The organism is Corynebacterium sp. 32222D000AT, from assembly GCF_053546955.1.
Window position 1 is genome coordinate 51,634 of record NZ_JBPPVW010000001.1, and the last position, 14,956, is coordinate 66,589.

Annotated in this window: 14 protein-coding genes; 2 read left to right on the plus strand and 12 right to left on the minus strand. The window is 67.4% G+C overall.

Going from position 1 to position 14,956, the window contains the following annotated elements; genetic code table 11:
* Positions 1 to 61 precede the first annotated feature (61 nt).
* The 3 genes from ACEE23_RS00275 to ACEE23_RS00285 are packed head-to-tail and all read right to left on the minus strand — an operon-like array spanning position 62 to position 3,127.
* Positions 62 to 958, minus strand: a complete 897-nt coding sequence (locus ACEE23_RS00275; protein WP_368519359.1) for a polyprenol monophosphomannose synthase — start codon at positions 956 to 958, stop codon at positions 62 to 64.
* Between the two features lie 16 nt (positions 959 to 974).
* Entirely contained in the window at positions 975 to 2,528 is a 1,554-nt protein-coding gene (lnt, locus tag ACEE23_RS00280; RefSeq protein WP_448871231.1) for an apolipoprotein N-acyltransferase, read from the minus strand.
* A complete protein-coding gene (locus ACEE23_RS00285) occupies positions 2,528 to 3,127 on the minus strand; it encodes an FxsA family protein (protein ID WP_368519357.1) in 600 nt (199 codons plus the stop codon). Before ACEE23_RS00285 ends, lnt begins: the two co-directional genes overlap by 1 nt.
* Before the next feature lie 95 nt (positions 3,128 to 3,222).
* Here ACEE23_RS00285 and ACEE23_RS00290 point away from each other — a divergent pair, with 95 nt between their 5' ends.
* Positions 3,223 to 4,059, plus strand: a complete 837-nt coding sequence (locus tag ACEE23_RS00290) for a hypothetical protein (RefSeq protein ID WP_368519356.1) — start codon at positions 3,223 to 3,225, stop codon at positions 4,057 to 4,059.
* On the opposite strand, the gene ACEE23_RS00295 is transcribed toward ACEE23_RS00290, so the two are convergent.
* A complete protein-coding gene (locus ACEE23_RS00295; RefSeq protein ID WP_368519355.1) occupies positions 4,056 to 4,865 on the minus strand; it encodes an SDR family oxidoreductase in 810 nt (269 codons plus the stop codon). The two genes, ACEE23_RS00290 and ACEE23_RS00295, sit on opposite strands and share 4 nt — an antisense overlap.
* Positions 4,862 to 6,016, minus strand: coding sequence for a M24 family metallopeptidase (locus ACEE23_RS00300; protein ID WP_368521136.1), 1,155 nt, complete (start codon positions 6,014 to 6,016; stop codon positions 4,862 to 4,864). The genes ACEE23_RS00295 and ACEE23_RS00300 overlap by 4 nt, the downstream gene beginning before the upstream one ends.
* Positions 6,017 to 6,037: 21 nt before the next feature.
* Between ACEE23_RS00300 and ACEE23_RS00305 the strand changes: the two genes are divergently transcribed.
* Positions 6,038 to 6,733 (plus strand): serine protease, encoded by a 696-nt coding sequence (locus ACEE23_RS00305; RefSeq protein ID WP_368521137.1) that lies wholly within the window; start codon positions 6,038 to 6,040, stop codon positions 6,731 to 6,733.
* A 34-nt stretch (positions 6,734 to 6,767) separates the two neighbouring features.
* Here ACEE23_RS00305 and ACEE23_RS00310 read toward each other — a convergent pair whose 3' ends face one another.
* The 7 genes from ACEE23_RS00310 to ACEE23_RS00340 all read right to left on the minus strand — a co-directional run bounded on the left by ACEE23_RS00310 (position 6,768) and on the right by ACEE23_RS00340 (position 14,906).
* The gene (locus ACEE23_RS00310; protein WP_368521138.1) at positions 6,768 to 9,545 is read right to left on the minus strand and encodes a DEAD/DEAH box helicase; all 2,778 of its coding nucleotides are present in this window, start codon (positions 9,543 to 9,545) and stop codon (positions 6,768 to 6,770) included.
* A 21-nt stretch (positions 9,546 to 9,566) separates the two neighbouring features.
* A complete protein-coding gene (gene tatC, locus ACEE23_RS00315) occupies positions 9,567 to 10,550 on the minus strand; it encodes a twin-arginine translocase subunit TatC (protein ID WP_368519351.1) in 984 nt (327 codons plus the stop codon).
* 232 nt (positions 10,551 to 10,782) lie between these two features.
* The gene (gene tatA / locus ACEE23_RS00320; RefSeq protein ID WP_368521139.1) at positions 10,783 to 11,094 is read right to left on the minus strand and encodes a Sec-independent protein translocase subunit TatA; all 312 of its coding nucleotides are present in this window, start codon (positions 11,092 to 11,094) and stop codon (positions 10,783 to 10,785) included.
* A gap of 103 nt (positions 11,095 to 11,197) precedes the next feature.
* Complete coding sequence (locus ACEE23_RS00325) at positions 11,198 to 12,154, minus strand: helix-turn-helix transcriptional regulator (protein WP_368519349.1); 957 nt, start codon at positions 12,152 to 12,154, stop codon at positions 11,198 to 11,200.
* Positions 12,154 to 13,194, minus strand: a complete 1,041-nt coding sequence (locus ACEE23_RS00330; protein WP_368519348.1) for a helix-turn-helix transcriptional regulator — start codon at positions 13,192 to 13,194, stop codon at positions 12,154 to 12,156. The genes ACEE23_RS00325 and ACEE23_RS00330 overlap by 1 nt, the downstream gene beginning before the upstream one ends.
* 68 nt (positions 13,195 to 13,262) lie before the next feature.
* A complete protein-coding gene (gene pafA / locus ACEE23_RS00335; protein WP_368521239.1) occupies positions 13,263 to 14,645 on the minus strand; it encodes a Pup--protein ligase in 1,383 nt (460 codons plus the stop codon).
* 63 nt (positions 14,646 to 14,708) lie between these two features.
* The gene (locus ACEE23_RS00340) at positions 14,709 to 14,906 is read right to left on the minus strand and encodes a ubiquitin-like protein Pup (RefSeq protein ID WP_368521140.1); all 198 of its coding nucleotides are present in this window, start codon (positions 14,904 to 14,906) and stop codon (positions 14,709 to 14,711) included.
* Positions 14,907 to 14,956: the final 50 nt, after the last annotated feature.

Genomic DNA, 14,956 nt, shown 5'->3' on the forward strand with positions numbered 1-14,956 from the left:
CGAACGATCCGAGTGGAAAATAACTTTTGACTAGACTACCGCGCCCATAGCAAGCCCCGCGCTAGCCGCGCCGCATGGCCTTCCACTGGTGCTTGGCCAGGTTGCCCAGCTCCTCGCCGAAGTCGCCGAGCCAACGCAGCTTGTTGCCCGCCTTGTGCGGCAGGTCGTAGGCGCCGATCTCCTTGAGAGTCTGCTGGGCGATGCGCCCGGTCTCGTGGGCGACGTCGCCGGCCTGCTCCGCGCGGTGCTGCACGCCCCACTTGGTGACCTCGAAGAGAGAATCCTTGACGAAGGAGCCGTCGAGCTTGGACTCGCCGTACTCGCGCTCGGTGAAGGTGATCGGCACCTCGCGGACGTCGAAGCCCATCTTGACGGCGCGGAAGGCGACGTCCACCTGGAAGATGTAGCCGGCGTTCGACAGCTCGTCGAAGTCGAGGGCCTCCAGCAGTTCGCGGCGGAAGGCGCGGTAGCCGGCGGTCATGTCCGACAGACCGGCGCCCAGGGCCACCGAGATGTAGATGTTGCCCAGGCGGGACAGGTACTCGCGGGAGGCCGGCCAGTTGACGGTCTCGCCGCCCGGGATGTAGCGGGAGCCGATCACCAGGTCGGCGCCGTCATCGATAGCTTCCAGCAGCAGGTGCAGCTGCTCCGGGGCGTGGGAGCCGTCCGCGTCCATCTCGCACAGGACCTGGTAGTCGCGCTCTAGGCCCCACTCGAAGCCGGCGAGGTAGGCGCCCAGCAGGCCGCCCTTGCCCTCGCGGTGCAGCACATGAAGGTTCTCATCCTTAGCGGCCAGCTCATCGGCCAGGTCGCCAGTGCCGTCCGGGGAGTTATCGTCCACAACCAAGACGTGGACGTCCGGGGTGGCGGAACGCACGCGGCCGGTGATGAGCGGGAGGTTTTCCAGCTCGTTGAAGGTGGGGATGATGACCAGCGTCGACGCTGAGTTAGCGGTCACGAGTGGGAGACTCCTTCTATTTCTTGGCCCGCGTGGAGCGGGTGTTCTTCTTCGCCCTTGCGGCCGTGGGGCTCGCGGCGGCCGACCGCCGGGATCCGGCAGAGATCAGGGCAGCCAGCGCTAATACTCCACCAATAATAACCATGGCCAGTTCCAGGATCGAACCAAAGCGTACCGCAAGCGTCTCGCCGCTGCGCAGTGGCAGGTCCTCGACCAGGTATTTGGCCTCGAAGATATTCGACTCCTGGCTGACCTTCCCGTCCGGGTGAACGATGGCGGAGACACCGGAGGTCGCCGGGACCACCACCGCGCGGTCGGTTTCCAGCGCCCGCATGCGGCTCATGGCTAGCTGCTGGTAGGTCATGTCGGAAAAACCGAAAGTGGCGTTGTTGGTCGGGGTGGTTAGAATCTGCGCGCCGGACTGCACCGCGGTGCGGAAAGCCTGGTCGAAGATGACTTCGTAACAGGTTGCCACGCCGACTGCGACTCCGGCCATGCTCACCACGCCGTTGCCGTTGCCGGGTTTGAAGTCGCCGGCGAGCTCGACGTAGTCGGACAGCTTGGCGAAGAAATCCCGCATGGGCATGGTCTCGCCGAATGGCTGCAGGTACTTCTTATAGTGCCGGTCGCCGGAGTGCCCGCCGGGCTCGAAGACCTGCATGGTGTTGCGGGCGCCAACCTCGTCGTAGGTCAAGGTGCCGACCATAATCGGTACGCCGACGGCCTCGACCGCGCCCTCGATGGCAGCACGCGCTTCCTCGTCCGTGAAGGGGTTGACGTCGGAGGAATTCTCCGGCCAGATGACCAGGTCCGGCTCGTGGCCGTCGTCGGCCAGCTGCTTGGTTACCCGCACGTGGTTGTTGAGGACCGCGCGGCGCTGGGCGTTAAAATCCAGGCCCATCCGCGGAACGTTGCCCTGCACGGCCGCCACGGTCACCCGCCCGGTCTCTTCGCCGGCCATGCCGCGGGTCCAGCCGGCAACGAAGCTGGCGGCAACAACCGCCACGATGACGCCTAGGGCCGTGAAACGAACGGCGTGGCGCCGCGACCAGACCGCCACGAGGCTCGTGCCAATCAGGCTGGCCGCCACCGTCACCAGCGCGGGTCCGCCCCACTGCACCAACTGCGCCAGCGGCCCGTTGACCTGCCCCCACGCCAGGCGCACCCAGGCAAAGCCGCCGAAGGGCACGGACGAGCGGACGAATTCCACCGCCAAGTACACGAAGGGGAAGGCGAGGAATCCGAAGCGCCAGCGAGCTACCGCTGCCCCACACAGCCCGGTCAGGATGGCATAGAGGCTCAGCGCCGCCGCCAGGGCCAGGTAGGGCGTGTTACCTACCAGCTCCCCGATCCACGGCAGCAGCAGCGCGTAGGTGGCGAAACCGTGGACGAACCCCAGCCCCGCGCCCAAGCGCAGCGAGACGCGCTCCCCGCGCCATGGGGACAGGCTGAAATAGAACAACGCGATGCCCACGCAGGCCATGGGCCACCAATTCAGCGGGGCATAACCGGTATAGACCACCGCCCCCGACCCGGCTGCCAGCAGCCACCGGGCGAGCAGTCGCCACACTAGCGCTTATCCCCCGGCTGCGAGCCGTCCTCGCCGCCTGTATTCCCCGAATCCGGCTCTCCAAAGTCGGACGGGTTAGCGTTTTCGGACCAGCGGCGGATCTCTTCTTCCTCGAGCACGGTCGGCTCGTGCGACGCGCCGGCGCCGCCCGCGGGCCCGCCGAAGCTGCCGTAGCTGTCATGCTGCTGCGACATCGGGCTGCGGTCATACAGGCGCACGCCGAAGTTCTCCACCGAACGCAGCAGGCGGAAGGCGATGAAGCCGCGCAGCAGCGCCCGGGTCGGCGGGAACAGGAAGAGCAGGCCCACCAGCGTGGTGAAAAATCCCGGCAGGGTGAGCAGGATGCCGCCGACCATGGTCAGGCCGACGTTGCCGGCGGTCTTGCCCGGGGTATCGTCCTGCATAACGGCGGTGCCGTCCTCTTGGCGCACCACCTTGGAGCTCATGATCCGGCGGGCCTCCCAACCGGCGATCGACATCCCGAAGAACATCGTGGCGAACAAAGCGACCAGCGCCCAGCCCACGCCAATGAGCGAGACCACAGCCCAAAACGTCAGGGTTTCTAAAACCAGGTAGGCAACAAACAGCAGAAACGGCATAATTCCCTAGCCTACCTGCCTGACTGGACAATGTGGAACAGGCGCGAAGGCGGCGATGAGACTCACCCACGGCGGCGGCAATTAGACTACTGCCTATGGCATTGCTGAATTTCTCCCACTCAGGTTCCGCGCCGTCCGCTGATACCCTCATCCCCGGCGGGCTTACCCGCTCGGACGACTGGTTTGCGCTCGGGAAAACGGCCTACGACTTTGCCGACGGCAAGGTTTACCTGGGTGCGTGGAGCCGCGTGGCCCTGCACGGCATCCAGGATCAGGAGGCCGTAGCGCACGGCCTGGGCCAGCTGTCGTGGCCGGGCAGCGCGCATCAAATTCTGGCTTCTCCCCTGTCTGATGCCGCCCGCGAATTCGCCCGCGGGCTCGCCGACCGCTTGGCCGAGGACGGGGCCGTTGGTCCGCCCGGTAGCGCCCGCGTGGCCATCGGCGCTGGGGACGAGCCGTTGCAGGTTGTGCCGGCCCGCTTCCGGGTAGCCTTAGCCGGGTCTTCCTTTACCGTCTTCCGCGGCGCTGAGGAACTGGCCAGCCACGCTGCCCAGGAGGATGCCTGGGAGCACGTCCGGGAGCTTCTTCAGCAAGAAGCCGCCGACGCCGCCGATATGGCTGGCGGGGCCGGCACGGGTGATGCCAACACGGATACCGGCTCGGTCGGGCCCATCGGTTGGCTGGGCGATCACCGCGACGACGGCCTCGTGGATCTGGGCACTGCCCTGCCCGAGGGTGTTTTGCCGGCCGAGTACGCCACGCTGCTGGGCCACCTGGGCGTGCCGATTACCGTCACGCCCTTCGGCGGGCTCGTCCTGCACGGCCTGGCCGAGGGCGACGCCGACGTCGTGCTGCGCGTCCTGGCTCCCCGCGGGTTCATCTTCGACGCCAGCGCGGTCAGCCCGGAGGGCATCATCAGCCCCATGGACTAGCGCGGCATGTGCCGCCAGATGGGGCGCGGTACCAGGGCCATCACCCACGCCAGGAGGCGCAGCGTGCCGGGGATCCACAGTGTCCGACTGGTCAAGGCGCCACCGGCTGCGGCCTTGTCCGCCTCCCCACCGATGGCGTCGACGACGTAGCGCGCCACCACGTCGGGGGTTACGGACAGCGGCGCGGGTTTCATGCCCTCGGTCATGGAGCCGATGACGAAGCCGGGCCGGGCCGTGATCAGCGCCAAGGGCCCGCCGTGCAGTCGGTCCGCCAGCCCCTGGCAGAAGGCGTCCAGGCCGGCCTTCGTGGAGCCGTAGACGTAGTTGGCCCGGCGGGCGCGCCAGCCCGCGATGGAGGAAAAGGCCACGATATGCCCGCGTTCCATTTCGTCGGCGAGCACGGTCAGCATGGAGACCTGCGCGGTGTAGTCCAGCTGGGCGATATGGGCGGCGTGGGCCTCGTCGGTCTCGGCGCGGTCCTGATCTCCCAAGATGCCAAAGGCCACCACCGCCGTGGTGATCTCGCCAGCGACTTCACGGGCGCGGCGCACCACGGCGCGGTGGTTGTCCATGTCCAGCGCGTCGAAGTCGAGGAAGTCCACCTCGCTCGCGCCGGCAGCCCGCAGCCGGGAGCACTGCTTATCGATGCCTTCGTCCCCGCGGGCGGCAAGCACCACCCGGCGCCCAGGGGCGAGCAGCGCGGCGATCTCCGTGCCGATATCCGAGCGCCCGCCCAGCACCAGGACTGCGCCCGGGATCTGGGGAGACGTACTTGCCTGGCCGGCGGTGTTGTTCTGCGCGCTCATCGCAGGCCGCGCTCGCCCTCGTTCAGGCTCTCGGCCACGCCGTCGCCGTTAATGGTGACGATGTCTTCCAGGCGCATGCCCCATTCGCCCTCCTTGTAGATGCCGGGCTCGATGGAGAAGGTCATGGACTCGGCCAGCTCCAGATCGTTGCCGGCGGCGATGAAGGGTTCCTCGTGGGTGGATAGGCCGATGCCGTGCCCGGTGCGGTGGGTGAAGTACTCGCCCCAGCCGGCCTCGGCGATGATCTGGCGGCAGGCGTCGTCGACGCTGCCCGCGGTGGCCCCGCGGCGGGCCTGCTCCATGCCGGCGGCGTGGGCCTGTCGCAGCACCTCGTAGGCGTCCTGGAAGTCCTCCGGCGCGCGGGAGACGTCGCCGCCGACAACGTAGGTGCGGGTGCAGTCCGAGTGGTAGCCGGCCCCGAAGGTGCCTCCGATGTCCACGACGACCGGCTCTCCCTCGTTAAGCACGCGCTCGGAGAAGCTGTGGTGGGGGTTCGCGCCGTTGGGGCCCGAGCCGACGATGACGAAGTCGACCGCGTCGTGCTCCTGCAGGATGAGTTCGGTGAGCTGGTCGGCGACCTGTTGCTCGGTCACACCGGGCTGCAGCAGCGAGGGCACGCGGGCGTGGACGGCATCGATAGCCAGCGCGGCCGCGCGCAGCTGCGCTATCTCCTCGCCGTCCTTGCGGGAGAACAGCGCGCCGATAACCTGGTCGGCCGCCACCCACTGCGCGGACGGGAACTGGGCCTGCAGGCCCAACAGGTGCGCGGCGTCCATAACGCCGGAAACCGCCAGGCGCGCGCCGTCTTCGGCTACCGCCGCGTGGGCTTGACGCAGCTTCTCCGCGGCCAGCGCGTGGGCGTTGGTGCCATCCTGCCAGCCGTGGAAGGCCAAGTTGAGCTCCGCGACCGGGGCGGCGGCCAGCTCCGCGCCATCGGTGGCCGGCGCCAGCAGGAAGGCCTCCCCCTCGGCCGGGATGGCCAGGGCGCTAAAACGCTCGTGCGAGCTCATCCAGGAGCCGGTGAAATAGGCGAACTCGGCGCCCGGGCTAATCACCAGCGCGGCCACGTCGTTGGCGCGCGCCTGCTGCTGCGCCGCAGTGATCCGGTTTCGATAGACTTCGGAAGGGAAAGCAGAAGAATTTTCACTCATAGGACAACAGTGTAACCGCCCATGAATGACTCCTTCGACCAGTGGGAAGAAATTGCCAGCTCCACCACCGTGCGCCTTAACGAGCGCAACCGGGTCTGCACCGGCGTGCTCATCGCCGAGCCCCACAGCGGCACCGTTCATTCTGCCGCCGGGCCCAGAAGCACGCGCCTGGTGCTGACCTGCGCGCACTTCTTCCGCACTGCCCCGCGGCGCGGGTACCACGTCAACGGGTTTAGCGGCGGCAAGAAGTGGCGCCGCCGGATCTTGGCGGTGCGCACCATCGACGGCAGCGACTGTGCCCTCGCCCTCCTGCACCACCCAGTAGAAGTCCCCGCGCTGCTCGGCCTGTCTGCGGCTCGGCCGCACTGGGGCCAGGAGGTCACCACCTACGGCTTTGGCGGGCTGGGCGGGGCCACCGGGCGCCAGGAGGCCCAACCCCGCTGGGGACGGGTCCTCCTCGGCCTTCCCGTAGCGATCGGGCGCAACCTGCGTACCGTCGTGCGGCCCGCGGCCTTGGTGCGCAACGCTCCCCCGGCGGTCAAGGGCGACTCCGGCGGGCCGGTCATCGCGGACGGCACGATCGTCGCCACGCAGTCACTTATCGCGGATCCCTTCGGGACCAACCTCGGAGTCGCGACCGTCAGCGTCCTCGCACCGCACCTGCCGGCCATCCGCGCCGCTGCCGAGGCTCTGTGCGCCGAACCACGGTTTGTATAGGAACCAAGCGCTGTAGTGAGTCGCTGGTGAGGCCTTAAGCGCCGATGGCCACCACGCCGCGCTGGATAGCGTCCATGGCCCGGCGGGCGTTGGCCCGGATACCGTCCTCGTAGCCGGTCTTGGCGACCTGCTGGAGCAGATCCACCACCTGGCGGCACCAGCGAACGAAGTCGCCGGGGGTCAACTCCGCGCCGCACTCGGCCGCCGCGGCCAGGCAGTAGCCCAGCGGGGCGCCGGCGGCCCACTGGTGCATCGCCAGGGCGAAGCCGGCCTCCGGCTCGCGCGTGACCGGCAGGCGGTGGCGCTGCTCGTCGGCGACCAGCTCGGTGTAGATGCGCCAGGTGGCGTTCATCGCATCGGCCATCGCGTCGGTGGCGGCTTCCGGCTCGCCGCGGGTGGCCTTGCGGTTTTCAAAGGTGCACAGGGAGACCACGCCGGCCAGCTCCGCCGGGTCCAGGTCGTTCCAGATCCCGCGCTTGAGGCACTGCGCGACCAGGAGATCCGACTCGTTGTGGATCTTGGCCAGGCGCTCGCCCTCGTCGGTGATCTCCGAGTGCCGGTCCTCGCCCGCGCCGACGAATTCGACGTAGTCCATCTCGGACAGCAGGTCGACGATGCGCTCGAAGGTGCGGCCCAGGGTGTCGGTGGCCTGGGTGATCTTGGCGCGCAGCTTCTCCGCGTCCTTCTCGCGCCGGGCCAGCTTGTGGGCCATGCTGGCCAGCTGTTCCCGGTCCGTGGCGGGCCAGGCGTGGACTGGGTGCTGCCGGATGGCATCGCGCAGCTGCCCCACCTTCTTGTTGGGCCGGTGGCGCGGGGTCAGGCGCATCTTCTTTGGCCGCGGGTACTTGTTGCGCTGGAAGAGTTTCTGCACGTAGCCCGCGGACTTGCGCGGCGCCTTGGTCACGCGCCTAGGCAGCTTCATGTGGCCGACCACGATGGGCGGGTTGGCGATCCCGGAGGCATCGATACGGCCCGACCAGCCGCCTTCCGTGGTCACCCACGGGCGCGGATCCTTGGTCTGGTTGGCGGGCGTATTGACCACCGCCAGCAACGGCTGCTTCTTGGTGGCCAGGGCGATGACGTCGCCGACCTGCAGCTTGGCCAGGACCGTGGTGACCTCCTTGGAGCGTTCCTGCTTGCCGCTGACCTGGGAGGAGCGTTCCTCCGCGGTCAGCTCCTGGCGCAGCTGGATATAGTCCAGCAGCTCCTGGCGGGCGGTGGTGGCATCGCTGGCCGGCGGGGCCAGCGCACTGATTAACTCGTCGAGCTGCTCGCGCAGCTGGCGGGCGCGGTGCTCGGCCTTTTCGACCTCGCGGGTTTCCTCGACCACGGAGCCGTCGGCCTGGAACTGCGCGAAGGACTTTTCCATCAGGCGCAGCGAATCCTCGAAGCCGAGCATGCCCAGCAGGTTGATGGCCATGTTGTAGCCGGGCTCGAAGGTGGAGACCAGCGGGTAGGTGCGCGTGGAGGCCAGACCCGCGACGTAGTGCGGATCCATCGCCGGGGCCCACTGGACCACGGCGTTGCCCAGCGTGTCGATGCCGCGGCGGCCGGCGCGGCCGGTCAGCTGCGTGTACTGGCCCGGGGTGAGGTCCACGTGGGCCTCGCCGTTGAACTTGATGAGCTTTTCCAGCACCACCGTGCGCGCCGGCATGTTAATTCCTAGCGCCAGCGTCTCCGTGGCGAAGACCGCGCGCACCAACCCGCGGACGAAGAGGTCTTCGACGATGTGACGGAAGGCCGGCAGCATCCCGGCGTGGTGGGCGGCGAAACCGCGGCTCAAGGCTGTGCGCCAGGACTTAAAGTTCAGCACCTCCAGGTCTTCTTCCGGGATCCCCTCGACGCCGGCGTTGACCGTCTCGACGATCTCGGCGGCCTCCTCCGGGGTGGTCAGGCTCATCCGGGAGCGCAGGCACTGGTAGAGCGCGCCGTCGCAGCCGGCCCGGGAGAAGATGAAGGTAATCGCCGGCAGCATGTCCTTGCCCTGCAGGGCCTTCAGCACCTCCGGGCGGCCCAACGGGCGGTAGCGGTCCTGGGGGCGTCGTGCGCCGCTGCGGCCGCCGCCCGAGCGCGCCCGAAAGCCCTTCCCCGACTGGTAGTCCGCGCGGCCCTCGTCCGTATCGCCTGCCTCCAGCCGGCGGACGCGGCGGAGAAGCTCGTGGTTGACCTCCCCGTCGGTGCCGGGTTCGAAGAGAGAATAGACCTGACGGCCGATCATCATCCACTGATCCAGCGGCACCGGGCGGTGCTCGGAGACGATGACTTCGGTCTCGCCGCGCACGGCGCGCAGCCAGCGTCCGAACTCCTCCGAGTTCGACACCGTGGCGGACAGCCCGATGATGGAGACATACTCGTCCAGGTTCAGAATCACTTCTTCCCAGACCGCGCCGCGGGAGGCATCCGCCAGGAAGTGGATCTCATCCATGACCACGTGGCTTAGGCGATCCAGCGCGGGCGACTTCGCGTAGATCATGTTGCGCAGCACCTCGGTGGTCATCACGACTATCTCCGCGTCGCCGTTGATGGAGACATCCCCGGTGAGCAGGCCGACGGCGTCCTCGCCGTGCTGGTCGACCAGGTCGTGATACTTCTGGTTGCTCAGCGCCTTAATCGGGGTGGTGTAAAAGCACTTAGTCCCCCGGGACAGCGCCAGGGAGACCGCGAATTCGCCGACGACGGTTTTGCCGGCGCCGGTCGGCGCGCAGACCAGCACGCCGCTTCCGCGCTCTACCGCCTGGCAGCCGAGTAGCTGGAACTCATCGAGCGAATAGGACAGGTTGTGCGAGAAGTATTCCAGATGCGACTGCGTCATAGCCGCCCAGCTTACCCGGCCCTAGAGCACGTCGTCGAAGAAGCCGGCCTGCGGCTGCTGCGGGCGGGCCTGGCGGCTGCCTTGCTGCGGCTGGGCGCTTAACGGACGCGCGGGCGCCGGGGCGCTGGGATGGCTGCTCGGCGGGTTGACCGGGGTGGGCGCGGGTACCGGTTCGGCCGGCCCCACCGCCCCCGGGCCGGGGCCCAGCGGCGAGGCCTGCTCGTCGTCTAGGTCCATCCACTCCGGGCGCTGGCGGTTGCGGCGCTTGTCGTTGATGCGGCAGAACTGGAAAGCCGACTCGATGAGGATCCACAGGGCCGCGGACAAGGCAATGAGCGAGTAAGGGTCGGCCGGGGTGATAAAGGCGGAGATGATCATCACAATGATGAACAGGATGCGGCGCTTGCCCTTGACGTGCTCGTACTCGAGCACGCCGACCAGGTTGAGCGCGATGATGATCAGCGGGACCTCGAAGGCGATGCCGAAGAGGATGAGCATGGTCAGCATCAAACCGAAGTACTCGTTACCGGTCAGCGCGGCGGTCTGGTATTCCGCGCCGACGGACATCAGGAACTCCAGGCCCTCGGAGAGGACGAAATACGCCAGCGCGGCGCCGGCGACGAAGAGCACGCCGGCGACGCTGACGAACATGAAGGTGTAGCGCTTTTCCTTCTTGTGCAGGCCCGGCACGATAAACGCCCACACCTGGTAGAGCCAGACGGGCGAAGAGATGACCGCGCCGGCCAGGGCGCCGACCTTGATGCGCAGCATGAGCATCTCGAACGGGGTCGTGGCCAGCAGGCGGCAGGTGCCGTCGTTGGTGAAGTCGGCGCGCTTGTCCGCCGGCAAAGAGCAATAAGGCTCGCGGAGGATCTCGCCCAGGGTGGACCAGCCGAACGGGGCGTTTTGGTACCAGAGGAAACCAATGATCGTGCCGACCACCAGGGCGAGCAGCGAGTAGACAATGCGCCGGCGCAGCTCCTGGAGGTGCTCGATGAGCGTCATCTCCCCCGTCGGGTTCTTGCGCGCCCGGCGGGCCTCCTGTGCCTTCTTCAGGCGTGCCCACGCGCCTCCGCGCTGCCGTTGACGGCGCGCCGGTGCGCCGGCGCGAGCACTGGGTTGCGGTAGGGGCCGCGAACCTTCAGAACCCTTCGGGCTAGGTGACATCGCTTCTAGAACACTTCCTGGTTAGCACGACACAAGACGAACAGCTCCCGCGAACGGGCGGGTGGGGACTTTACTGATTGTCAGGACGCGGTGCCTGCTGGTTGTTCTGGTCGTAGCGCGGCTGCATCTGCGGGCTGTTCCAGAAGTCCTCGTCCGACTGCTGCTGGCTAGCCGGGGTCTGGCTGATCTGGCCCTGCTGTTGCTGGCGCTGCTGCTGCTCGTCCTGGTAGCGCTGGTCGTCGTTGCCCATCTCGTGGACCTCCGACTTGAAGATGCGCATCGAACGACCCATCGAGCGGGCCAGATCCGGCAGCTTCTTCGCGCCGAAAAGCAGCACGATCAGCAGAATGATAATGGCAATTTGGGCGGGTCCGACCGTCATAGTATTTCTCTCTTTCTCCTCCACAGGCGCCGCGGAGCGGCGATTTTGCCCCTAAGAGCCTAACGCATTCGCTGGTTACTCGCTAAAGGTTGCCAGCGGCTAATTAGTCAGTATATCTCTGCAGGCCCGCTTCGCTGGCGTGCGCAATAGCATTCTTAACCGAATCTGGGCCAATTACCCGGAACCTGTCAGCATGCCCGACAGCAAACCGCGCGAACCACTCCACCGATCCGATGGGCATAGAGGCTGCTACGTAGCCGTTTCCGAGATCCTCGCCCAACCGGATGTCGTAGTCATCGGCCAGCCAGGTGGCTTCCTTCTTCAGCTCAATATGGGCTCTGTCACTGTCCGCTAGCCCGAAGGGGTCCCGCGGATCGAAATCCAGCTGCCGCAGATGGGGCTGGGCCTCCTCGTCCAAGACCGTGGCCTGGCGGATCCGGTCCATGCGGAAGCGCCGGTGCTCCCCCTTGTCTTCTTCCCAGGCCACCAGGTAAACCTGCGAGTCGAAGATGAAGATGCGGGCCGGGTGGACGGTCCGGGTGCGCTCCTCGTTGGAGCTGGCCGACCAGTAGCGCAGCCGGAGTTGCCGCTTGGTCTCAATAGCCCGGGCCGCGGCCACCTGCGCGGCCGACTCGGCCTCCTCCGGCTGGGCGATGGAGTCGTAGATAGCGCGGGTCTTATCGTCCATGATGCCGCGGACCTTCTCCGCTGCGCTTTGGACCGCGGCCGTGTCGATGAGCCCGGGCATGGACTCCAGCGACTCCAGCGTCAGCAGCAGGGCGCCGGCTTCCGTGGGGGTAAGCCGCAGCGCCTGGTTGAGCCCTTGGTCGTCCACGATGGTCACGCCTTCGCGGTAGCCGAAGCTGATGTCGATCAGATCCTCGGTGCGCTGCCCCACCCCGGAACAAAAAAGGCGGTTGAGCGCGCTGTTGAGCTCGGCCACGTCCATGCCGAGGTCCTGGGCGGCCTCCATGAGCGTGGCCTTGGGGTGGCTACGGAAATAGGGGATCAAGTTCAGGGACTGGACCAGGGCGTGCAGTTTCTGGGGTGCGTCGGCCATTAGTAGCGGGCCTCCTCATCCTGGTTGTCCTGGGAAGCGGTGGCGGCAGCCGCGCGCAGCAGCGCGGCGATGTCCTCGCGCACGCTGGCCGGCTCGAGCACCTCCACGTCCGCGGCGTAACCGGCGGCCGTGCGCACGAGGAAGTCGCGCGAGATTTCTTCTATCACCACGGTGCCGTCGGGGCCCGGCGTGCCGAGGGCTTCCAGCTCCCCGGCTTTGCCAGCGGGGATGCGCAGGACGGCGCGCTCGACGACGTCCCGGTTAAGGGAGGCTTCCACGACCTCCTGCAGGGACTGGGTGGGCTCGCCGTGTTCCGGGGTCTGCCGGGTCGCGCGGATCTCGGTGACCCGCAGCAGCCGGAAGGCGCGGGGCGCACCGCGATCGTTATCCCAGCCCACCAGGTAGACGCGGTTGTGCAGGGTCACCAGCCCCCACGGGTCCATGGAACGGGACTGGGCGCTTTGCTGCGGTCCGGGCACGTAGGTGAAGTTGATCCGCAGCCCCTTGCGCACGGTGGTCAGGATGTCGCGCACGATGTTTGGATCCAGGCGGGTCAGGTCATTGTCCGCGGTGTAGACCGGAGCGCCGCTTAGGTCGCGGGAGGCCCCGGAGGCCGCGATCTTCGTCCACGCGGACGAGGAGAACGAGCTCAGCCCGCCCGGCTGCCCCATTCCGGCGGCCACGCCCAGGACCATGGCCTCCTCCGGGGTGAACTCGACCTCGGCTAGCTGGTAGTCGGCCTGCTGCATGCGGTAGACAGACTGGCTGCGCTCTTCGCCGAGTCCCCCGCTGGTTTTGGACGCCGACTGGATAACCGGCACGCCGGCGCGCTGCAGGCTGCGGATGTCGCGGCTGAGTTGCTTGTGGAAGGCCTCGTCGCCCAGGTCCTGGTAGCCCGCCACGTGGGAGCGGATCCACGCGGCGGAGCGGTCGGGGCTGCCGCCGTTCGAGGCGGCGCCGTGGAGGGCGAAGCAGAGATTGGTCAAACGCTCGACGGCCTTGTCGCGGCGCGAGCCCTGCGTGACGGTAGCACCAGCCAAGTTCTCTCCGCTCTCCTTCCCCGTGGCACGAGCACGCCGGCCGGTTTCGCCGGCTGGGCAGTGCCTGCCTAGTGTCCTTGATTTTCCTGCATGTAGTCTAGCAGCGGTTTAAGCCGGGGATCGTCCGCGACGAAAGGATCTAGGAACTGCTCGACGCGGGGCTCGGGCCGGTTGACCTTGAGCTTGGTCCAGTCGACGGTGACGTTGGCACCGGTCTGCCGCGCGGCGGCCAGGAATTTCCCGCGCATCGCCGCCCGAGTCGTGGCCGGGGCCTGCTCGCGCGCGGCGGCGATCGCCTCGTCCGTGGTCCACCGCCGGACCAGGCCGCGGCGGCTCAGCACACTGTAGAGCCCGCGCCCTGCCCGGATGTCGTGGTAGGTCAGATCGACCTGCGCCAACTTGGGGTGCGACCAATCGCAGTCCAGCTTCTGCTGGAAGCTGTCCAGCAGCTTCTTCTTGATCACCCAGTCGATCTCCTCATCGACCTGGCTGAAGTCCTGCGTCTCGACGGCCGTGACCATGCGCTCCCACAGGTCGACGACCCGGCGCATCTCGCTGTTCGGCGTGCCCTCGTCGGGCCGCTCGTCCATCCAGCGCGCGGCAGCGCTAACCAGCTGGCGCTGCACCTCGATGGCCGGGATGGTGCGCCCGTCCTCCAGGGTCAACGGGGTCTGGCCGGTCTGGTCGCCGGCGATGGCGCGCATCTGGGCAATGGGCTCGTTGACAGCGAAGCTGGGCACGTCGAAGCCGGCCTCGAGCATCTCCAGCATCAGCAGGGCCGAGCCCACCTTCAGCGCGAAGGTCGGCTCCGCCATGTTTGAATCACCCACGATGACGTGCATGCGGCGGAAGCGGGAGGAATCCCCGTGCGGCTCGTCGCGGGTATTGATGATGGGCCGCGAGCGCGTCGTGGCCGAGGAAATGCCTTCCCAGACCTGGTCCGCGCGCTGCGAGAGCACGAACTGCGCGGGAGCAGACCCCGTCGCCGGCTTGATGCGCCCGGCGCCGCAGATGAGCTGCCGGGTGATGAAAAACGGCAGCAGCGCCGTGCTCAGCTCTTTGAGCACGAGGTGGCGCGAGACCAAGTAGTTCTCGTGGCAACCGTAGGAATTGCCGGCCGAGTCCACGTTGTTCTTGAACAGGTAGACCGCGTTTGCCTCCCCGCTCGCGCGCAGTTCCTCCTCGGTGGCGCGGGCGAGTTCATCGACGATGGCATCGCCGGCGCGCTCGTGGTTGAGCAGCTGGGTCAGGCTGTCGCACTCGGCCGTGGCCACCTCGGGGTGCGAGCCGACGTCCAGGTAGAGGCGCGACGAATTGGCGGTGAAAATATTCGAGGACGAGTACTTCTCCACCACCGGGCGGAAGAGCTTGCGTGCCAGCTCATCCGGGTCCAGGCCGCGGCGGTCCTCCGGCGACGAGGAGAACAGCCCGTATTCGGTCTCGATGCCCATAATCCGGCGCGCGAAGGGCCCGGGCGCCTGCTGCGGGCCGTGGGTGGACAGCGGGCTCACCGGCTACTGCCCGCCCTTCTGCACGTAGTGGCGGACGAATTCCTCGGCGTTGTTTTCCAGCAGGCCGTCGATCTCATCGAGCAGATCGTCGGTTCCGGTGGTCGAAATCTGTGCCTGGCCGGAGCCCAAGGCGCCGTCTTCGGCGGAGCCATCGTGGTCGTCGCCGCCACCAGAGTGAATCTGTTGGTTCTGCTGTGACATGGTGTTGTCTTCTCCCTTCCCAGGCCGGTGCCTTTAAGGTGCGTGTGTCT